The organism is Dyadobacter sp. CY323, from assembly GCF_021390245.1.
In the GTDB taxonomy this organism is placed as follows: Bacteria; Bacteroidota; Bacteroidia; order Cytophagales; family Spirosomataceae; genus Dyadobacter.
Genome location: NZ_JAJUXH010000015.1, coordinates 38,896 through 59,493, shown reverse-complemented (window position 1 = coordinate 59,493; position 20,598 = coordinate 38,896). Strand labels below are relative to the sequence as shown.

The window sequence follows — 20,598 nt, the reverse complement described above, 5'->3', positions numbered from 1 at the left end:
CTACTCTAATGAAAAGTATCAAACATATAGTATCAGCGATCACCCTGATGGGGCTCATTTTAAGTATGGGCTCTTGTGTAAAGGACCTGCTTGAACAGGATCCGACTACCGAACTGGCTGCCAATGCATTCTGGAAAACCGAAGATGACGCGACGTTTGCGCTCAATGGAGCTTACGCATCGGTGCGCCCGCTGTTCGACCGCGATTATTATCTCGATGGTCATGGCGAATATGTGCGTACCCGCGGTACCAGCGCCACAAGCGGCAACCTTCGCCTGGGCGATGCATACCACGATGGCGACTACAACCCAAGCGGTTACGGCGACAATTTCGACAAAATGTACAGGTATTTGTATGGAGGCGTCAACCGCACCAATTATGTGATCACCAATGTCGAGAAGATGCTGCTTACCGCAAAGCCCGAGTCAGTACCTAAGCTGGAAGCGATTGTGGGAGAAGCTAAGCTACTTCGTGGAATGGCTTATTTCCGCCTGATTTCGATGTGGGGGGATGTGCCGTATTTTACAAAAATTGCTGAGGCTAACACGGACGTATCCACGCTGACCCGTATGCCGATTACGCAGGTGAAGGATTCCATTATGGCTGATTTTACCTACGCTTACCAAAAGCTTCCTGCAAAAGGGGCAGGGGCAGGGCGCGCCGGAAAGCCCGCAGCACTCGCATTCCGCGGAAAACTGCAGCTGTACTGGGCTTGCTGGAACCGCTTTGGCTGGCCTGAGCTGGAAAATTTCAAGCCCGATGCAAATGCCGCAATAGCGGCTTACACGGCAGCAGCGGCAGATTTCAACTCTGTCGTTAACGATTATGGTTTGGTTTTGTTCCGCAACGGAGAGCCGGGAGACATCGATTCGCTCGGCAAAGCCGACAAGCTGCCTAATTACTATTATCTATTCACTCCGGTTGCGAATAACGACCCTGAGATCATCATGGGCTTCACGCACGGAGGCACCGGAACAGGGCAGGGGGAAGAGTTGATGCGCGACTTCGCCGGACGTTCTCATGAAGGTTCGCAACTCTGGGTAGCACCGCGCTATGAGATTGCAGACCGCTATCAGTCGACGCTAACAGGGGATTTCGCACCAAAAATGATACCGAAGAACCCAGCTGACGCAGGCGCCCGTACTGCACCAAACTCTGCCGTAAATCCGCAGAGCTACAAGAACCGCGATTACCGGATGAAAGCCTCCATTATGTGGGATTACGAAGTTAGTGTGGGCTTGGCCTCATTAAAATCGACTGGCTGGTCGCCGTTCATATACAAAACCTGGAACCAGCCTGTTACCATTGACGGAGTAAAATACACGACCTACAATACCGACGGCACCAACTCCGGTTACGTGTTCCGCAAGTTCCTGCGCAACTATGCAGGACAGGGACGCGGTGATGGAGATTACAACTTCCCGGTAATGCGCCTGGCCGATGTGTACCTGATGTACGCCGAAGCCACCAATGCCGTGAAAGGCCCGACCGCCGAGGCGATTGCATTGGTCAACAAAGTGCGTCGTCGCGGAAACCTGCCGGCACTGACAGCGGCTAAAACGGCGAGTGCGGATGCATTCTTTGCCAGCATTGAGCAGGAAAGGATCATCGAACTTTTAGCCGAAGGTCACCGGGGCTTTGATATCCGCAGATGGCGTGCGCAGGAACGGGTGTGGGGAGCGCCTTATACCGAAGGTCTGTGGCGGATCGATACGCACGGAGCCAACCAGCAAAGGTATTTTCAGAATGTACCGGAGCGTACTTACCAGCAGAACTACATTTTTCGCATTCCGCCCGGAGAGCGCGACCGCAATCCGAACCTGACCCAGAATACACCGTGGTTATAGGTCAGGTGTGAAAATTTTTAAAACATTAACATTTAAACAAATGCTAAAATATATCAAATGGATCGCAGCAATGATGCTCACAGTCAGCATGCTGGTATCCTGCAAAGAAGATTTTCCCGTGGACGAGGACGGGCTGCTGATTACGACCCGCAGCCAGTGTTATGTAAGTAATTTCGAGCTCCTCGGACCTGATTTACAAACCGTGAGGGTAGAGAATGCAGTGATTGACACGACGGCGCAGACGATCAAGGTAAAGGTTTTTTACGGAACCGATCTGAAAAACCTGTATCCGCAATTCTCGCTCGTGACGGACGCGAAGCTGGACCCGAAGATCATCGGGAAAGAAGACTTTTCCGATCTTTCGAAACCTAAGCAGTACACCGTCGTGTCGGGAAACCGCAAAATCAGGAAAACTTATACGGTTAATCTAACGGTGCAAACACCGTAACCTTTAAACAGCAAGATCATGAAACATACCTATTTGTATTGCTTTCTTGTTTTGATTGGGATGGTTTTCCTTTCTTCCTGTGAAGAGGAGGAATATGCGATCCCGACGTTGAAGCAGGAACTTCAGAATGATGTAATTAAAAGAACACTCGGACCAAATCTGGTCGGAATGAATATTGAGTTTGCCTATGCAATGGCGCTGCCAAAGTCCATGGGAAAGCTGGTTTCTGCGGAAGTGGCGGCAACGATTGATGGCGCGGAGGCTACTTACCTTGAAAACCGGTCGTTTTACACGAATGGAAGTGGTGAAGATGTCGGCATCGAAGTAGGAAGCAAATCGGTGAATAGCGGTGGTAAAACGACCGTCACTTTTACCAAAGATACATCGGCGGCTACGCTGAGGTACTTTTACCGCATTCCGACTACGGCAAAAGGAAAAGAAGTTTCGTTCCAATTTACGGCCAAGGCAAGCAATGGACAATCGGTTTCCTATTCAATGGGACCTTATAAAATTGCTGAAATGGATATGGTACTGGATCTGGACGTAGTCGACAGTACCAAAGCATTCATTTCGATCGAAGATATGGCTGTTTACAGTGCAGCCAATGCTGCTGCGAATGCGTCAAAAATTGATCTCGTGTACTTGTACCGCTCTATTCCGAACATTACCTTTTCGCACGGACTTGTGTCGCCTTCTGCCAAAACTTACCTGCCGGGTGTTATCCTGCCGGCTGGTGCGACCCGCAGTAGCAAGGTTCAAAAAGTATGGAACCTGCGTGATTTCCACCTGGCAAGATTACAGTTTGGGGTATACATTGATGATCTGGATTTTCAGCAGCTCGACATTGCGGCAGCACCTGACTATGCGATCAATATGCGTGCGGAAGCGGGTGTCTGGGTAGAAACACAGGACGGAAAGTACCGTGCCTACGTGTATGTGAACTCCGTTAATAACAATACCAAAAGCGCCAAGATCAGTATCAAGCGCTACCTGATGAAATAGCATTGCTGAACCGTTTGCTGCATTTCCCGCAGGTTGTGTTCGCTGCAACCGGCGGGAAATGCATTTAATCCACTTCCTAATACCCTTACTGATGAAGAAAATTGCATTGGCCACCCAGATGGTGACCGGTTTGGCTTTGTGTTTTTCAATATTTGCATCAAATCCGATCATCGCAGGCTCTACCATTCAGCACTCGAAGAAAACCGATCTTTCAGCACCAGAAACGGAAACTATTCCAGCCGGTCCGGTTCAAACATTTCTGGTAAAAACGGAATTTCTGGAAACTTCAAAAAACAAAATCCGAAAAGGAGATAAGCAGCTCAAAAAGGCATTGCAGGAGTTGGTCGCTCTGGCCGACAAAGCATTGAAGTCAGGGCCTTACTCGGTTACTTACAAAAGCAAAGTGCCTCCGAGCGGCGATAAGCACGATTACATGAGCGTGGGTCCATACTGGTGGCCCGATTCAACCAAGCCGGACGGACTACCCTATATCCGGAAAGATGGTCAGGTAAATCCGGAACGGTTCAGCATCAAAGACGCGGACTACCACGGAAGCCTCTGCCGGGACGTTTTCCAACTTTCTCTTGCCTGGTATTTCACCGGGGAAATCAAATACTCAGATCACGCGGCGAAGCTTTTGAGAACCTGGTTTCTGGATGAACAAACCCGGATGAACCCCAATCTGAACTTCGGGCAGGCAATTCCCGGCCGCACTAATGGCCGCGGGATCGGTATCATCGACACCCGTGCACTGGCTGTGCTGATCGACGGGGTACAGCTGCTAAAAAATTCGAAAAGCCTTTCTGCCGCTGATTATCAGGGAATTCAGGATTGGTACAAAGCATTCCTGACCTGGATGAGAACAAGCCCGATCGGTTTGGACGAAGCCGACGAGTTCAATAACCACGGTACCTGGTATGATGTCCAAACGGTTTCAATGGCGCTTTTTACCGGTCAGCCCGGATTAGCGAAAGAGATTTTGGAACAACAAACCAAAAAGCGGATCAGCAGTCAGCTTGATACGAGTGGCGCCCAGCCGCATGAGCTGGCGCGCACGGTTTCCTGGAATTACTCCACGATGAACCTGCAAGGGTTTTTTCAGCTTGCGGCTTTGGGAGACAATGTCGGTGTAGATCTCTGGAATTACGTGACGCCCGATGGTAAAAGCATTAAGTCGGCATTTAAATGGATGCTGCCTTTTGCCCAAATGAAAAAAGAATGGACCCATCAGCAGATCAAATCTATTCATTACGACGGTTTTTACCGGACGGCCAGATCGGTTTCAAGCAAATATCCTGATCTCGATTTATCGGGAATAAAAGACCAGGACAATGAAGAAAATAGTCTGCTAGTGCTCACCAATGCAAATTTTTAATCATGAAAAAAATCGTCATATTACTTATAACACTGCTGACTTTTCAAGGATTTTCAGTGCAAAGTCAGTCCACACCCGATGTTCTAAAATCTTTAAAAACCCAGCATCCCAGGCTGCTTTTGCTGAAAGGAGAAGAGCAGGAAATTTTATCCCAGATCAAAAAACACCCCGAATGGAATGCGATCCACCAGCAGATCCTGGCTGAATGCGACAAGCTGATTGACACGCCACCCGTGGAGCGGATTAAAATCGGCAAAAGGCTCCTGGACAAATCGCGGGAATGTTTAAGACGGGTTTTTCAATTGTCATATGCCTATCGCACCACCAAAGATGAGAAGTATCTCAGGCGTGCGGAAAAGGAAATGCTGGCGGTGTCTGCTTTCGAAGACTGGAACCCGACGCACTTTCTGGATGTGGCCGAAATGACAATGGCGGTGGCAATTGGCTACGACTGGCTTTACGACGGACTTTCAACTCAGGCAAAAACCACGATCAGTGAAGCTATTCTTAAAAAAGGAATTGAACCTTCATTTGAAAAAAAGCATAGTTCTTTCTTAAATGCCGAGCATAACTGGAACCAGGTTTGCAACGCCGGAATCTCTTTTGGCGCATTGGCTATCGCGGAAAGCCAGCCTGAAATTGCGGCTAATGTAATTTCAAGAGCTGTTGCCACTATTCCAAAAGCCATGATTCCCTCATACGAACCCGACGGAGCCTATCCGGAAGGATTTAGCTACTGGGGTTATGGAACCAGTTTCAATGTGTTGTTTATCAGTGCGATTGAAAAAGCGCTGGGTACAGACTTCGGCCTTTCACAATCGCCCGGTTTTCTGAAAACCGCCGGATTTCTTCAAAACTTACTCGGGCCTACCGGCCTTGCGCACAATTGGGGCGACAGTGGACTGAAAGAGGGACTTAGCCCTGCGATGTTTTGGTATGCTGAAAAGACCGGTGACCCCTCGCTGCTGTGGACGCAGAAAACATTGCTTTCCGATAAGACCGGCAACAATGTGCGCAACCGCATTATACCCGCATTGCTGGTTTGGGGTATTAAAACGGATCTCGGCGCGATTAAGGCGCCGGTAAAAAAGCAATGGGTAGGGCAGGGGCCTTCGCCGGTTGCGCTCATGCGCACTTCCTGGACGGACCCGAATGCGATTTTTGTAGGTCTGAAAACAGGATCGCCTTCCGTAAACCACGCGCACATGGATATCGGCTCTTTCGTGATTGATGCGCAGGGAGAGCGTTGGGCGATGGATTTTGGTATGCAGGATTACAATTCTTTGGAAACAAAAGGAGTGGACCTGTGGAACCGCACGCAGAACTCGCAACGCTGGGAAGTATTTCGTCTGAATAATTTTGCGCACAATACATTGTCTTTTGACGGTCAGCTGATGAATGCGAAAGGTTATGCCAAAATCGACTCGTGGTCGGACAGTAAGTCGGAAATGGTAGCCGTTACTGACCTTTCCGATCTATATAAAGGCCAGATTACTGCTGCGAAACGCGGCATTGCGATCCGGGAGCAAAAGTGGGTTGTGGTCAGGGATGAAGTGAAAACGGGAGATAAGCCGACCAAAATGCGCTGGAACCTGCTCACCGGCGCGACTGTAAAAGTGGTCGACGGGAAAACGGTAGAGCTGTCGCAGAATGGAAAGAAAATGTTGATTGTGTTTGAAACGAAAGCAAACATTGAGATCAAAACCTGGCCTACCACCCCGACCCACGATTACGACGCGCCTAATCCGAACACGCAATTTGTAGGCTTTGAAGCGACCATCCCCGCGAATTCAGCTGAAAGCTTTAATGCGATTTTCTCACCATCTGCGCAACTTCCGAAAGTGAAGCCTATTTCGTCCTGGAAGTAGAACTTGATTGACATTATCCTGAACCTGATGAAAAAAGTCTTAATCCTATGCATTCTTCTGGCGCAGCTCACCTACGCTCAGCAATTGCGTAAACCTGGTGAGAACGTTGCTATACCTGTTGAAGCCGGCCAGGGTAAGCCTGACGCGGATCTTGAAAAAATCAGGAAACGCGTGGTGGAAGATCTGCTTAAACCGACAGTCGATGCAAAGCACATTGAAGAGTTGATTAGCACTCAAAAACAAGATGGTACCTGGCCCGGGATCAATTATACGGACGTTTCACGCACGGGATTTGAGCACAGCGAGCACCTCAACAATATGCTTGAACTGGCACGTGCATTGAAAAAACCAGGCTCCGCCTATTTTGGTAAACCGGAAGTAAAAAAAGTAGTTTCCAATGCGCTCGATTACTGGTTTGCACATGATTTTATTTGTGAAAACTGGTGGTGGAACGAAATGGGAACTCCTCACCTAATGGTCAACATTCTGCTCGTCATGGACGAGGAACTGACCGAGAACCAGAAGAAAGAAGGCGTAAGAATAGCAGGCCGGGCCAATATGGAAGCTTCCGGTGCCCGACCGGGCGGCGACCTGATACAGATTGCGGGAATGCGGGCCAAACAGGCGCTTTTTCAACGTAATCCCGAAGTGTTGACCAAAGTAATGGAGGTAATGGTTTCTGAAATCAAAGTCTCAACCGGCCGGGGCTTGAAGCCGGATCTCAGCTTTCACCACCGGACTGATAATGTGATCTCGACACTGGCTTACGGCACCGGATATGCGAATGCATTTGCGTATTGGGCCGTCAAAACCGAAGGCACGAAATTCAGGCTACCCGACGAGCCGATGAAGCTGCTGGTCGATTACTTCCTGGATGGGATCTCTCAATCGCACATTTACGGAAGATATCCCGATCCCGGGGCTGAAAACCGGGGCATTAGTAGGAAAGGTGCATTGAAACCTGCCGGCCCGGAACTGGCAGAAAACTTGCTGACGGCGACTTCCTACCGAAAAGCGGAGCTGGAAAATATCATCCGGATCAGAAAAGGGGAAGCAAAGGCGAACCTGACTCGCGATTACTATTTCTGGCATTCGCATTATTACACGCATCAGCGCCCGGACTATTATGTTTCGGTACGGATGCACAGCAAGCGGGCCGCCAACATGGAGCAGCCTCACAATGAGGAGGGAATTAAAAACCACCATTACGGCGACGGAAGCAACTTTATTTCGCGGACGGGCAAAGAATACGACGGGATTTTTCCGGCTTGGGACTGGCAAAAAATACCGGGAACAACTGTTTTGCAAAAGCCTGAGCTGCCGCATTGGAAAGAACTTGCCAAACCGGGTATCAACGATTTTACAGGCGGGGTAACCGATCAGCGCTACGGAGCGGCTGCATTCGATTTCGCCAGCGTGCACGATCCTTTGAAGGCAAAGAAAGCATGGTTCTTTTTCGACAAAGAATTTGTAGCACTCGGAGCAGGCATTACTGCGGATTCGGATTATAATGTGGTAACAACACTGAACCAAAGCCTGTTAACCGAGCAGGTGTCGGCCGGGGTGGAAGGCAAGATCCGTACGCTCGAAAAAGGCGGGCATAAGCTGGACAAAGCAAGCTGGGTGCACCATGACAGCACGGCTTATATTTTTACAAAACCGGTGAGTTTGCATGTAAGCAATCAGCAGCAAACAGGCAGCTGGCGGGAAATCAATCACCATTCCTGGGCTACCGACGAGAAGGTCAGCAAGGACGTTTTCAAGGCCTGGCTCGATCACGGTACAAGACCTTCCGATGCAGACTACCAGTACATTGTTGTAGCCGGAATAAAAGCTTCCGAAATCGAAGCCTATCGCCGAAACCTGCCTGTCCGGATCATCGCCAATTCACCCGAAATGCAGGCTGTGCATCACGTGGGTCTGGGTGTGGTTCAAATTGTGTTTTATAAGCCTGGTAAAATTCAGATCGCAAAGGGACTATCCGTTGCGGCAAAAGAAGCTTGTATGGTAATGCTACAAGTAAAAGGGGACAAAGTGACAAAGCTGACCGTTTCCGATCCTACCGGCAACCATTCACAGCTGCAATTGGAAGTAAGCTCCAAACTGAAACCGGTTTCCGATCAGGTTCAAAGTTCGGACGCCGGCGCGGGTCAAACGCTACTAACTTTCAGGATGCCCGTTGGCGGAATGGCGGGACAAAGCGTAAATGCTGTTTTCTAGGCATACAAACAAGGTGAATCTGGAAAGTTGTCGTGCCGGACCGAGTTGAGCTTAAGAGATTTTTAGTTATTTGACCTGCTATTCAATCCAGGGACATTAAAAACCTTTGCGCCGTATTCAGTAAATCCTTTTGTCTTTTTGCATCCATTTTATCAAAGTTTCCCAGTAGCATTCCAATCCTTGGATTTTGCTGGAAAAAGCTGCGGTGCACGTGCATGAAGCGCCAAAAGAGGGCATCCCAGATTTCCTGCCATGGGCCTTTTTCGTAATTACTCATTTTCAGAATGTAATTGCTGCTGGCTATGTACGGTTTGGTGGCCATCAGTCCGCCATCGGCAAACTGGCTCATGGCATATACATTCGGAACCATCACCCAGTCATACGCATCGATAAACAATTCCATAAACCATTGGTACACATCGTCCGGGTCGAACTCGCATAATAACATGAAATTTCCCAAAACCATCAGACGCTCAATGTGATGGCAATATCCACGCTCGAGAACCTTCTTGATAGTGCTGTCCACGGGCTCAATTCCAGTTGTCCCATTGTAAAAGGACTCGGGTATTTTTCTGGTGAAATTCCAGTAGTTTTTTGTCCTCGAAACTGAGCCTTTGGATTCGTAAAAACCCCGCATAAATTCCCGCCAGCCAATGATCTGTCGGATAAAACCCTCAGTAGAATTCAATGGAGTATCTTCTCGTTGAGCATATTCAAGTACCGCATCAAGAATAACCTGAGGGGTGATCAACCCTACGTTCAGCATCGGAGTGAGCATGCCGTGATGTAAAATGCTTTCTTCTTTCACGATCGCATCTTCATAGGGCCCGAATTCCTGAAAACGATTGACGAGGAAATCGTTGAGCCAGTTTTTTGCTGCGGTGTGATCCCCCGGATAAAAGGAATACCTAGTTAGATAGCCGAGATTGTCATTGAAATGCCGCTGAACGTACGCTTTCGCTTCCTCATAAAATTCGTTTGTTTCAGGATAAGCAATGTGCGGAGGCTGTTTTTTGCGGGGATATTTTTTGCGGTTATCGACATCGTAGCTCCATGAGCCACCAACCGGCTCATTTGTATCGTCTATGAGGATTTTGCGTTTTTTCCGCTCCTGAATGTAGAACTCAGTCTGGAAAAACTTCTTCTTTTTTTGCTGAAAAAATGCACCCAATTCTTCCTTACTATTCAAAAATAAAGGATTTTGGTATTCAATGAGTACTATGTTCGCTTTGGCAGCAGCTGAGGCCAGGCGTTGTCCCAGCCAGTTATCAGTGGGGTCAATGTAATGTATGATCTCAACATTTTTTGACTTCAAATCAGCAACCATCTTCCGCACGTCTGAGAGCGGGCTGGCCGATTCTATATAAAATACTTCCACATTTTTGGCTTCCAGAAAAGCGGCGTACCATTTCATTGTGGCCCGGTGAAAAGCGATTTTTTGCTTATGGAATGCAAACTGCTTGAAATACAATGTCTCTTCCAGCAAATAAACCGGAAAACCGTTTTCGGCAATCGGGTTTATTTCAAATAGTTGGTGTGGGAAAATGATGTTAACTGCTTTCATGGGATTTTTATTACTCCATTTGATACGTCCGGAAAATCGGCATTTTTGATGTGAAATTAATCCGGGAAGGTTTTGAATGAATGGGAGGGAAAGGTATAGGTACTATCCATGCAATTCTTAGACCATCCCAGGCGAGCCCCAGCACCCGGAGACTAACAAGCCCTGCGTTCCAGCTTTAATTAACGTGTTGCCCTGCGAATCAACGACCTTTGCCATAAACTTCACGAAATCATACGTACACCATGGCTTTTGCATTGATCACCCCAAAACACATGTTCACCATGAGTTAATAACCTATACTTGTATAATATTGACCGAAATTGTGGAGGGTCATATCAGTGCCAAGCAAAATAATTGATGACGTCAAACATTCATCAGTACCTCTGGCAATAAAATAACATAGTTAACCAAGCATGCGGATGAAGAAATTTTTTTTTGTATTGGCATTAACCATCGGATTGGGGGCCTGTAAAAGTGATTCAGAGCCAGAACCAGAGCAAATCGCGGACATCACCGGTGAGCTAGTTGGCTCGTATATCAATAGTCAGAAGGTAAATTATGATGGTTATCCGATCGAATTTCTTATCAGATGGACTATCTCAAAAATCGATAACAACCACATCCGGATTAACCAATATGCTGCAACTAATTTCGTCAAACCAGAGGGTTATCAAGGGCCATACGATCCGGACAATCCTGTTGAAAGCGTGATTGATCAAATTGAAATTACCGAGGTAGATAAGTTCTTGATTGACCGTAATATCGAATATCATTACAACGGAGTCACCCAGAAAGCCAACATTCTGATAGATGCAAAGCTGGTGGGCGCAAATCTTGATGTTTATTCGAAAGAAATAGCTGACGGAAACAAAAAAGAAGAACAGTTCCTCATGAAAAGGGAATGGAAAGGTATTGGTCGTTTGGAAAAATAGTATCCGATTTCCATTTACACAGATTTTGAGATAGTGACCTTCGTCGTACACTTGTCCAGATAATAAGTCTATTGAGCGTTTATGTCTTTTTCTAATTCACTATTAATTGCTCCGCTAAGGAGCTTTTTACCTTTGCTCGATAAATGAGCGTAATCTGCAAAAAGATCCTTGCAATTATCGTAATCGGTGCAAACCTTGTCAAAGTGGACGAAAATAACACTCTTCATTAAATTCTCGGATTTTAAGGTCTCCACTAGTGCCCTCCTGTATGCTTTTATGTTATCAAGTTTACCTGAATTTGTGAACGTAGCAAACACTTTGTTTCGCTCTCTCGCCAGGTAGTTCATTTGACCAGTGTGTTCAATAATTCCAAATTCGGGTAACTCTACAATAACCGGCTTGATTTTGTAATGTATTAGTGTTTTTATGATCAACGACATGTGATGTGTGTAATAATCGGCTCCTAGCTGGCCAATTGCATCGTTAACCCCGGCAAAGACTATGCAATATTTAGGGTTACGTTCGACAATGAACTTAGTAGAGAACCTATCATTGCTTTCGCTAAATAAGTTTTGATAGATCGCCTTGCTTTTGGCTCCTGACTGACCAGATGAGATTATTGTATTTTTTACCTCACGTGACGCAAGATCCTTTGACAAAAGCAATTTTAATTCATCTCCATCGGCCCAACTGTCCCCGATAATTCCAATTTGAAGTGTACTATTTTCTTTATTGCTGATTCGATAGAAAGATTTTTCTCTAGCATATGAAAATCGGTCTATCAAATAATAGGACATGCCAATAACAGTTATTGACGCCATTCCCAATATAAAAATTTTGTATTTACGTAAGTTCATATTCTTGGTAATTTTGATTGAGGAGAGTAATATTAAGTAAGTGAGGTAATATAGCTACAAGCTAAAGATTGTTAATCATTTTCTTTGATGAATCTGATATAGAAGTACCTTAAAATAGATCCTATTCCGTTTTCCCGAATAAGTCTAAACGCCCGTTGAGGTGAATGACTGTAAAAATGGTCAAAAGTATATCTGTCTGCTTGCCGGTTTACCTGCAAAGAATCCGGATGCACCATAGGAAGGTCCATCTCTTCTGCTTTTACATTGGTCTTGGTGGAATCCTTTAAAAAATAGTGCGTTCCCTGATCGAAAAAACCAAGATTAATAACAAGGTTCTTATTCGGAGTTATGCACAATCCATCCCGTTTCCAAATTGCGAAATAAAAATAGAAATCCCAGACGCTATTTCTTTCATTGCTGGCTTTAACCAACGAATTAATCCAATGTTTTTTTTCTTTAGTAGTGTTAAATATGTTATCAATCTGACCGCTCTCAATGACTTCTCTGCAATCACTGATATCTGGATTGAATGCTTGCCAGCTTCGCCGCCAGGAAGCCCATCCCCATGATGTCGGATACCTAGATAAGTAATAGCTTGCTTCACCACGTTTCTGGCCATTTTGAAAATTATTCCCTCCTATGAATTTTATCTGTTCAGCATCCTTGTACTTTTCTAGGAGTTCCTCGCAATATGGGAAAAATGTAGTATTGGGAAAACAATCATCCTCCAAAACAATTCCTGACTCAACCTGTTCAAAAAACCAGGAAATAGCGGTTGCTACTGCGGGGCCACAACCCATATTTTGTGTTCTGAATAAGGTCTGTACTTCACAATCCCAATCGACTTGATCTATGATCCGTCTCGTTTCTTCACATTTTATAATATCAGTATCTTTTTGCTTACGGGGCCCATCTGCCGCTACATATAAATACTTTGGTCTAACTTTTTTAATTTGGTCGAAGACTTTCTGGGTGACATCGACCCGGTTAAAAATCAGGAAAAGAATAGGAGTTGAAAACATAATGATAAAGAAAGCTTATTATTCAAAAATACTAGAGCGATTTCAAGAGTGTGCAATGTTTGAATCTATCTTCCGGATTACTAAATCGATCGCCTATTTTTCTGGCTGGATTTCCACCCACAATGGTGTACGGTTCAACATCTTTGGTTACAACCGCTCCCGCAGCGACAATAGCACCACTTCCAATAGCGACTCCACCCAAAACTATTGCGCCGTATCCTATCCAGACATCGTCTCCGATCCGGGTGATTATGCCTTTGCCTTTCCAGTTATAGCTGGGTTGTCGAATACTTGATGCCAGTCGGATGGGAGTACCTATCTGCTGATAATGATGATCGTAACGGCCTACAATTCCAACTTTATTGGCAACTATCACATTATCACCAATTATGCAATCTGTTTCAATCTGCGAGTCGCGACCTATATAAAAATTTTCCCCGATAATTAGCACATCCCTGGCCCAAATACGTACTCTTACCCCTGCGTGGAAACCCCTTGCGATTTGATATCGGCGTAGCACAATACATCTTAACGCTAAGTCGCGTAAATATTTTAATAAGTTTATCATAGGTTTTTAATCAACTGCTTTTCGGACTTCTTGCTATTTATAGCGGTAGCCCATGCTGTACTAGGCCGGATAAGAATTAGCAGTTATTTTGGAGATTTTTTGATCCCAGGTTTGATCCAAAGCAAAGGCATGAGCATCCGCGCTCATCTCTGTTAAAAGCCCCGGTTCTCGATATAATCTCAGTATAGCATGGGTCAATGCCTCGATCGCCTGCTCAGGGGTTTCACAAGCACATCTAAAGCCAGTTTTTTCATTGACGATAATTGCCTGGCCATGAAGGTTGAGCGTGACTACGGGCATACCATAGGCCATAGCTTCAACCAATTGCGCAGGACATGAATCTCGTAAGGAGGTAAAGAAAAATGCATCGAATTGCTGATAGAAATGTTTGACTTGGGAGAATGAAACTTTACCTTTTGAGAATACGGCATCTTGCAGACCTCTTTGCACAACAGATTCTTCAAAAAGCTCTCTCTGCTCCCCATCTCCAATCATTGTTAATGTAATTCCAGGATAGTCCCTGAGATTCTCCATTACATCAAGAAGCAACATATGCCCTTTTCTCGGCATAAACCTCCCAACCCATAATAATCTCAAGACATTGGCTTTTCCTAGCTTTGGCTCGAATTTTGGGGGATAAAAACTATGCGGTAACGCTGCGTCCATGGTGCTGAACACTTTTGTGCCATTAGCATTATGTACAAGTTGTGAAGTGTCAGGATTGGAAACCCAGATTGCTGCGGCCTTTCTAATCATTTCTTTACAGGCGGGATTGTACTTCAATAGAAACGCGGATACTTTCACCCGGGTTTCTTCTACTTTCCAACTGTTTCCGAAATATTTTTTGAATGCCACCGGTGAGAACTGTCCTCCACCGGAAGGGCCAAATATAAATGGGACAGGTATTTTATAAAGGAAAGAACCCATTTGAATGCTGCCCCAAGTAACATGGTGGATGACGTCGAAGCTGATTTTTTTATGAAGTGATTTTCCTTTTTTTAATGCAAGTTGCTGCCAAATCATATAATACAAGTACATGCTTGCCTGTGAAAACGAATACATCTTTTCTAGGCCCAAAGGCAGAGTTATGTAATGAAAATGCAGATTTGCCGGTTTCTCGAAGGCTTCAATGTTCTCTCTGCCTTCGCCACGTGTCATGCAGTGAACTTCATAACCTTTCCCCGCTAAGCCAGTTGCCCAGTTCCATCCATACCCTGGTTCCGAACCCTGGCTTGGATCACATGCAAAAGCGGATAATAAAACCTTTTTCATAAGAGAATTTTTATGGGTCTCGGCTAAAATGCCGTTACTTCCAAAGTTTTGGTATGAATAACCGTAGGTGAATGGAACAATAATGTTTTAAAGCAATTAGCAAACCGAAATGTCTTTTCTCATATATGAAGAATTCAACCGGATGACTATATCCAAGCGGTGAATACAGGTTCTTAATTCGATCTATAAAGTTCGTTTCGGGCATACACCATTTCGGAGGTGTTTCATTTTTAGCGCAAGAAGCGACAAAAACGCCTGTTGAATAAGATAGGATACCTTTCTTATGAGCCCTCAGTCCATAGTCATTATCTCCTATGGCGTGTATAAACCGCCAATCCAGGTTCCCAACGGCTAGAAAGACTTCGTAAGGTATCAACACGCAGTTTCCATTGATAATATTACAAGCCTCTATTTCTCCATTTGGATAATTTCCGACATAGCTATTATTTCTGGATGAACCACCACCGTAGGTAAGCTCTCCCTTGTTGGTTGGAGATTCAATACTTCCGCAAATGATAGACTTGTAATTCGTTAGTGATGCTGCCAACAACATTTGCTTGATTGCATCAGGATATAATTCTGTATCATCGTTGAGCCATAAGTACGAGTCGCATTTGTCTGCCGCTGCAACTTTCCATGCCGTATACATTCCTCGATTCCAATAGAGTTCCCCATTTCCGTTAATTACACGAACTTGTGGATAGTTCTTACATACAGCCTCGCCGGTTCCATCCGTTGAACCATCGTCAACGAGATATGTACGCAACGTGAATGAATGATGTAATCCTTGCTGAGAAAACAAATTTTGCAGACAGTGGAGGGTTTGCACTTTTCGATTGTGGCAGGTCATGAGAACTGCAATGTGTATCATTAATCAGCTTTTAAAATTTACGGGTAATATCACTTCTTAACTATCTAAATGTCTCTTTCAATGACTTGTAAATACGATTTTCTTATGGCTTCGCGTGAAAATTTCTTATGCATCACCTTATAGCCCTGGATTTTGAAGTCATCAATCAAAGACGGGTTGTTAAGGAGATCTTGAAGGCGGTCTATGCATTGCGTGGGCGTATCAGTAATATATCCGGTTTGTCCGTCCAAAACTACCTCGGTGGCTCCGAGAGCAAACTTAGTTGTAATTACGGCGAGGCCGGCAGCGGCAGCTTCCCCTACAACCTGGGGATATGAATCAATCCTGGTTGGTAATATCAAGATATCGTGATCTTCAAAAGCCTTTCGATGCTGCTCACTTCCGTATTTCACTCCTGGTAGGAAGTTTACTCCGTTTACGTCTGCCGCTGAATCATTTGTCATCATAGTGAGGGAACATTTATCAAACATTCCTTTTCTTAGTGCTTCTAAAATAATATCACCACCTTTCCTTTTCAAGTCACCACCGGCAAATAGAACGCGAGGCCTAGTGGGTGTGTGTCTTGGAGGGATGTCCAATTTTTCTACTTGGAATGGAGCAAGTACTTTAAAAGTTGAGGATCTATTTACTCCATATACGTTGATAAGATTTTCCCTTACTGCATCAGTTTGGCATAGAATGCGGGGGCATGCAGATAGCAGTTTTCGATGTATAGTAAATATAATATCTTTCTTAAACGGTTCCCTAAGTGTTGAAGGATATAAACCCCTGGTCCAATCGACAATGATTGATGTATTAGAAGGCTTCCAAATGCCATAGGAAAATAAAGCAGGACTTATTCCATGGAATACAATGTTTTTCCCCTGTTTAGTGTAATCAGAAACAATTTTCCTAAGACCTAGCGCAGACTTAAAGCGGTATCCAATACTTTTGGTCAAAGTCGTCATACCTGAATTCGCATCCGTCGCATGCTCCTTTGCAAACCGATAGTTATCCATATCTTCAATGAAAATGGCCTGAAAATTGGATTCTAATGTTCTATTTCCCAAATCAACAGGAAAGGTAATTAATAGTGTATTCTTGTAATTCATATCATTCGATTGTTAGCTTATTTTCGGGAATTGTATCTATCGATGGACTTTGGATCGCATAGATCTCCCGGTATCGTCTATCAAAAATTCCCCAAATCCAATATTTAAAATCTAAATCATCCATGGCCCTGAAGGACTTGGAGAAACACATACCAATCATCACCCACAAAAAAAGATATGAAAGATCAAATTCACTGAAATCCTCGATCCACGCATAAAGCCATCTGAAGGAAACCGAGAGGCCGACTATTTTCATTATCGCACTATTTGATCTATAGATCGCCCAATAAGATGCGCTGAAAAATAACAGAAAATAGAGGCAAACACCTACGACTCCTGTCCAGGTAAAAATATTTAAAATCGATACCTCATTGCTGTATCTTTCCATTTTGCCGGTCTTTAATACATCCAAGGCATAGTCGCCAAACATTTTCGATTCATTTCCCCTGGCCGGTGTTCGCCCAAACCAGACGTAATGATGGTTTATAGCTGAAAAGATAACTTCTTGGTAAATATCTGTACGAGTATCAGCAGCCAAATTTTCGTCAACATAGGCCCCCTGATCGCTTACTCGGGCAGTTATCTCGCCACCCGTGTATTCGGATATCTTGAAGATATTAAAAGACCCACTGACAGCTAGCGAGAAAAAGCAAATAGGAACTACAAAAAAAAGTATTCTGGCTGATTTCCATACTACCATGGGAATGTATCGGTGGAAATAATAGACAAGTCCCAGAATACCTGAAATCCCAAACTTAATAACATTGCTGCGGGCGTTGAGTGCAGAAAAAATCACAAAGACCGTAGCTACACACATTACAATCTTCCATTTTAAGGGAAGGAGCGCAAAAAATAGAAGCATAAAACTTACCGGGACAAGGTATCTTCCAATGGCATCACCTGCAATGAAAAAAGGTAGCATTAAAAAAAAGGCCGGTAACGCATACTTCATCCAAGCTGACACAATATTTTGGACCAGGGAAGGGTTGGCGCTGATATAAATAGAGAAAGGTAGCAACAACACCATACCAACACCCACCAGGTTTTTCCATTCCCAGTAATTTTCTGCAACCCACAAACCACGCGCAATGCAAATGATATTCCACACGAGAAACGCGAGCAAAAAGCGAATGCTTTTTTCATTTGAACTGTCATAATAATTCTTTTTAGCGGCTATGAAAAGGGAAATTATGATTGCGTAAATGCTCCACCAGATTACAGTATTTCCGATGGGAAATTTCATCCACTGGTTTACTGAGGAAATGGTAATAAGCAAAAATGTGTATGGAATCAGTCTTCCAATATCTAGTTTCATTTGACTTGAAAAAGCGGTGTGAATTTAGCAGTTACCTGATCTGTGAGGTTAATTTTTCTGACGAATTTCGCCGGATTTCCAGCCCAGATTTCGTTATCAGGTATGCTTTTGGTTACCATAGACCCTGAGCCAATTACGGAGTTTTTGCCAATTGTAACACCTTTCAGGATGGTAGAATGTGCTCCGATGAATGCATTGTCTTTGATGATAATGGGCTTTTTGATTTTTTGCTTAAAATCCAACGCCGGATTTCTTCGTAGTTCGGGATCCAGTGAGTGAAAATCCGTGTCATAAATGCAAACACCGCCTCCTATTTTGACATAATCACCAATAGTAATACCAATGTGACATATAAGTGCTGTCTGGCTGATTCCTACATGGTCACCGATAATCAAACTCGCTCCTCTATCTACAAAAAAGATACATGGTTGGGCGCAACCTATCGGATTAGACCTGAGAGAATTATTCATGTTAAAACTGGAGCCGATACGAAACTCACCGTCCGACGCCACAGAAATGAAGGGGAGGCCACTCGTTCGGAAGCTTTCGTAGTGAATCCCATTTAAATAAAATAGCACCTGACACACGATCCGACTGCATAGGTCGGATAAAAGCATAGCAACCCTCCGTGTGCCCTTGAAAAAGATTGTGAAGACTCTTTGCATTACCAATTATGATTATTTATGATATCTCAGTTCCGCAGATGGAGTTGAGCTCCGTTTGCATTGCATGAATTTCTTCTGGATTTTTTCTCCACCAAGCTTTTTCGAGCAGCATCTGTACCTTCTCCGGTGAAAATCTGTATTTGATAATTTTTGCCGGAATGCCGGCTACTACTGCGTAAGGCGGAACGTCTCTTGTTACCACTGCGCCTGCCGCAATTACTGAACCATGGCCTACCTCCACACCATCCATTACAATCACATTTGCACCGACCCATACATCACTTCCTATGATGATAGGTTTATACTCCTCAAACAGCAGGTCTTCTTCGATGAGTTGAATTTTAAGCGTATTGTTCTTCCTGTAAAATATCGGTGATGTAGAGAACAAATGCAGTGGGTGGCTTCCTAATCCGATACGCACGTCGGTAGAAATCGAACAGTAGTTACCAATAATAGCGTTTTGGATCATGGCATTAAAACCAACATAAGAATAGGCTCCTATTTGGCTGTGGTTGATAAAAGATCCCCGCAAAACTTGCGCGTTTTTACCAATAATAGTATCTTCAGTAAAACAACACCCGTTGTCAATGAGGGACTGAGGGTATTTTCTTTTATTACTGATGTCCCGCGAACCATCGCAGGCAATCTTCCAAATGCCCCGAATCAAGCCAAAAGGTAACCCGAAAGTTCGCGTAAGTAAATTTGCTAATTTCATAGTTACCAGTAACATGCGTCCTCGACTACAACCGCATTCTTAGGTCTTTCTTTTTGACCAGGACGCACCCAATACTCATTGAAGAGATTGATATACGGCCAAACAATGAATTTTTCCCATCTCTTCCCTTTAATTCCAAACAACAATTGTGTAGCACCGCCGAGATGAATTGCCTTTTTCTGACGTCGTTTTACGTGAGCTGCCAAGGGAAATCCGTAGGCTCCGCAACCGATAATACAGATATCATAGTCCACCGAATCGATTTGTGATTTCATCCATTCCAATGCCTCAAACCAGCTGGAGAATTCGCTTCTCTCGCCCGCGACTGTCTGAACCGCCTTGATGGTTTTTAGATCAAAAAGAGGAAGGAGATCATCATCAAAAAGAACTTCCCGGTTTCTGTATTGTTGCTCAATAGTGTCAGCAAATGGGTGTACAACAAGCACTTTTTTGCCTCTCAAAGCTCTTGTCCACGGATTAGTACAAAAGAAAGGTTCCAGATCTTCCAAGACTACACGTTTTGTATTCCCCATCGATTCGCTGAAATGATCTTCCTCTTTTAGCCAAGAGCCTAAAATGTCCACCTGCGGAATATCTTCGATCATCAGTTCGCAGAATTCCTCAATGCTTTTTGGATCCTTCGGGAAAAAACCTGAAAACTGTTCCATTTGATTTATTGTTGCTGGCTCCCACCACCAAGGTAGTGATGCACCTTTTACATATTGAAGCCAACTTTTTTGGTTCTCCTTAACGCCAAGGAAGTTAATTAAGCACTGCATCTCTGTTGACCCGAAACGGGCAATCATGCAAGGTTCATCTTTTTGCAGCGTGTTGTAAATCAGCTCGTTTGCATATTGTTTATTGGAAAACATATTCCAATTCCTGCCGGAATTCAACTCCCTCTCCGTAACACGGAGATATAATTTTCGAAGGAACTTCAAATGGTAATTTTTCATAAGACATTTG

17 protein-coding genes and 2 pseudogenes are annotated in these 20,598 nt (G+C 44.6%); 7 read left to right on the top strand and 12 right to left on the bottom strand.

Annotated features, from left to right (window positions below; translation table 11 throughout):
* The first annotated feature begins 8 nt into the window (after positions 1–8).
* The 6 genes from LZG72_RS19960 to LZG72_RS19935 all read left to right on the top strand — a co-directional run bounded on the left by LZG72_RS19960 (position 9) and on the right by LZG72_RS19935 (position 8,760).
* Positions 9–1,847, top strand: a complete 1,839-nt coding sequence (locus LZG72_RS19960) for a RagB/SusD family nutrient uptake outer membrane protein (RefSeq protein ID WP_233876396.1) — start codon at positions 9–11, stop codon at positions 1,845–1,847.
* Between the two features lie 40 nt (positions 1,848–1,887).
* Positions 1,888–2,295 (top strand): DUF5018 domain-containing protein, encoded by a 408-nt coding sequence (locus tag LZG72_RS19955; protein ID WP_233876394.1) that lies wholly within the window; start codon positions 1,888–1,890, stop codon positions 2,293–2,295.
* An 18-nt stretch (positions 2,296–2,313) separates the two neighbouring features.
* Positions 2,314–3,297, top strand: coding sequence for a DUF4466 family protein (locus tag LZG72_RS19950; RefSeq protein WP_233876392.1), 984 nt, complete (start codon positions 2,314–2,316; stop codon positions 3,295–3,297).
* Between the two features lie 91 nt (positions 3,298–3,388).
* Positions 3,389–4,672 carry an alginate lyase family protein gene (locus LZG72_RS19945; protein ID WP_233876390.1) on the top strand — a complete coding sequence of 428 codons (1,284 nt, stop codon included), beginning with the start codon at positions 3,389–3,391 and terminating at the stop codon, positions 4,670–4,672.
* A 2-nt stretch (positions 4,673–4,674) separates the two neighbouring features.
* Positions 4,675–6,540, top strand: a complete 1,866-nt coding sequence (locus tag LZG72_RS19940) for a heparinase II/III family protein (RefSeq protein ID WP_233876388.1) — start codon at positions 4,675–4,677, stop codon at positions 6,538–6,540.
* A gap of 27 nt (positions 6,541–6,567) precedes the next feature.
* Positions 6,568–8,760, top strand: coding sequence for a polysaccharide lyase family 8 super-sandwich domain-containing protein (locus LZG72_RS19935; RefSeq protein ID WP_233876386.1), 2,193 nt, complete (start codon positions 6,568–6,570; stop codon positions 8,758–8,760).
* Positions 8,761–8,842: 82 nt separating this feature from the next.
* Here the strand turns inward: LZG72_RS19935 and LZG72_RS19930 are convergent, their stop codons facing one another.
* Positions 8,843–10,324, bottom strand: a complete 1,482-nt coding sequence (locus tag LZG72_RS19930) for a cryptochrome/photolyase family protein (RefSeq protein WP_233876385.1) — start codon at positions 10,322–10,324, stop codon at positions 8,843–8,845.
* Positions 10,325–10,743: 419 nt separating this feature from the next.
* On the opposite strand from LZG72_RS19930, the gene LZG72_RS19925 reads away from it, so the two are divergent.
* Positions 10,744–11,256 (top strand): hypothetical protein, encoded by a 513-nt coding sequence (locus LZG72_RS19925; protein WP_233876383.1) that lies wholly within the window; start codon positions 10,744–10,746, stop codon positions 11,254–11,256.
* 68 nt (positions 11,257–11,324) lie between these two features.
* Here the strand turns inward: LZG72_RS19925 and LZG72_RS19920 are convergent, their stop codons facing one another.
* The 11 genes and pseudogenes from LZG72_RS19920 to LZG72_RS19870 all read right to left on the bottom strand — a co-directional run bounded on the left by LZG72_RS19920 (position 11,325) and on the right by LZG72_RS19870 (position 20,588).
* Entirely contained in the window at positions 11,325–12,113 is a 789-nt protein-coding gene (locus tag LZG72_RS19920; protein WP_233876381.1) for an SGNH/GDSL hydrolase family protein, read from the bottom strand.
* A gap of 71 nt (positions 12,114–12,184) precedes the next feature.
* Entirely contained in the window at positions 12,185–13,135 is a 951-nt protein-coding gene (locus tag LZG72_RS19915) for a nucleotide-diphospho-sugar transferase (protein WP_233876379.1), read from the bottom strand.
* Positions 13,136–13,211: 76 nt separating this feature from the next.
* A pseudogene (locus LZG72_RS29490) lies at positions 13,212–13,382 on the bottom strand (DapH/DapD/GlmU-related protein); the annotation flags it as partial.
* A 114-nt stretch (positions 13,383–13,496) separates the two neighbouring features.
* Positions 13,497–13,703, bottom strand: a pseudogene (locus LZG72_RS29485) (acyltransferase); the annotation flags it as partial.
* A gap of 60 nt (positions 13,704–13,763) precedes the next feature.
* Positions 13,764–14,975 carry a glycosyltransferase family 4 protein gene (locus tag LZG72_RS19900; protein WP_233876377.1) on the bottom strand — a complete coding sequence of 404 codons (1,212 nt, stop codon included), beginning with the start codon at positions 14,973–14,975 and terminating at the stop codon, positions 13,764–13,766.
* 34 nt (positions 14,976–15,009) lie between these two features.
* The gene (locus LZG72_RS19895; protein WP_233876375.1) at positions 15,010–15,846 is read right to left on the bottom strand and encodes a glycosyltransferase family 2 protein; all 837 of its coding nucleotides are present in this window, start codon (positions 15,844–15,846) and stop codon (positions 15,010–15,012) included.
* Between the two features lie 44 nt (positions 15,847–15,890).
* Positions 15,891–16,937: a glycosyltransferase family 4 protein gene (locus LZG72_RS19890; RefSeq protein WP_233876373.1), complete on the bottom strand. Its 1,047-nt coding sequence runs from the start codon at positions 16,935–16,937 to the stop codon at positions 15,891–15,893.
* A gap of 1 nt (position 16,938) precedes the next feature.
* The gene (locus LZG72_RS19885; protein WP_233876371.1) at positions 16,939–18,252 is read right to left on the bottom strand and encodes a hypothetical protein; all 1,314 of its coding nucleotides are present in this window, start codon (positions 18,250–18,252) and stop codon (positions 16,939–16,941) included.
* Positions 18,249–18,722 (bottom strand): acyltransferase, encoded by a 474-nt coding sequence (locus LZG72_RS19880; protein WP_233876369.1) that lies wholly within the window; start codon positions 18,720–18,722, stop codon positions 18,249–18,251. Before LZG72_RS19880 ends, LZG72_RS19885 begins: the two co-directional genes overlap by 4 nt.
* Positions 18,723–18,933: 211 nt before the next feature.
* A complete protein-coding gene (locus LZG72_RS19875; RefSeq protein WP_233876367.1) occupies positions 18,934–19,632 on the bottom strand; it encodes a CatB-related O-acetyltransferase in 699 nt (232 codons plus the stop codon).
* 2 nt (positions 19,633–19,634) lie between these two features.
* Positions 19,635–20,588 carry a hypothetical protein gene (locus LZG72_RS19870; protein WP_233876365.1) on the bottom strand — a complete coding sequence of 318 codons (954 nt, stop codon included), beginning with the start codon at positions 20,586–20,588 and terminating at the stop codon, positions 19,635–19,637.
* Positions 20,589–20,598 lie beyond the last annotated feature (10 nt).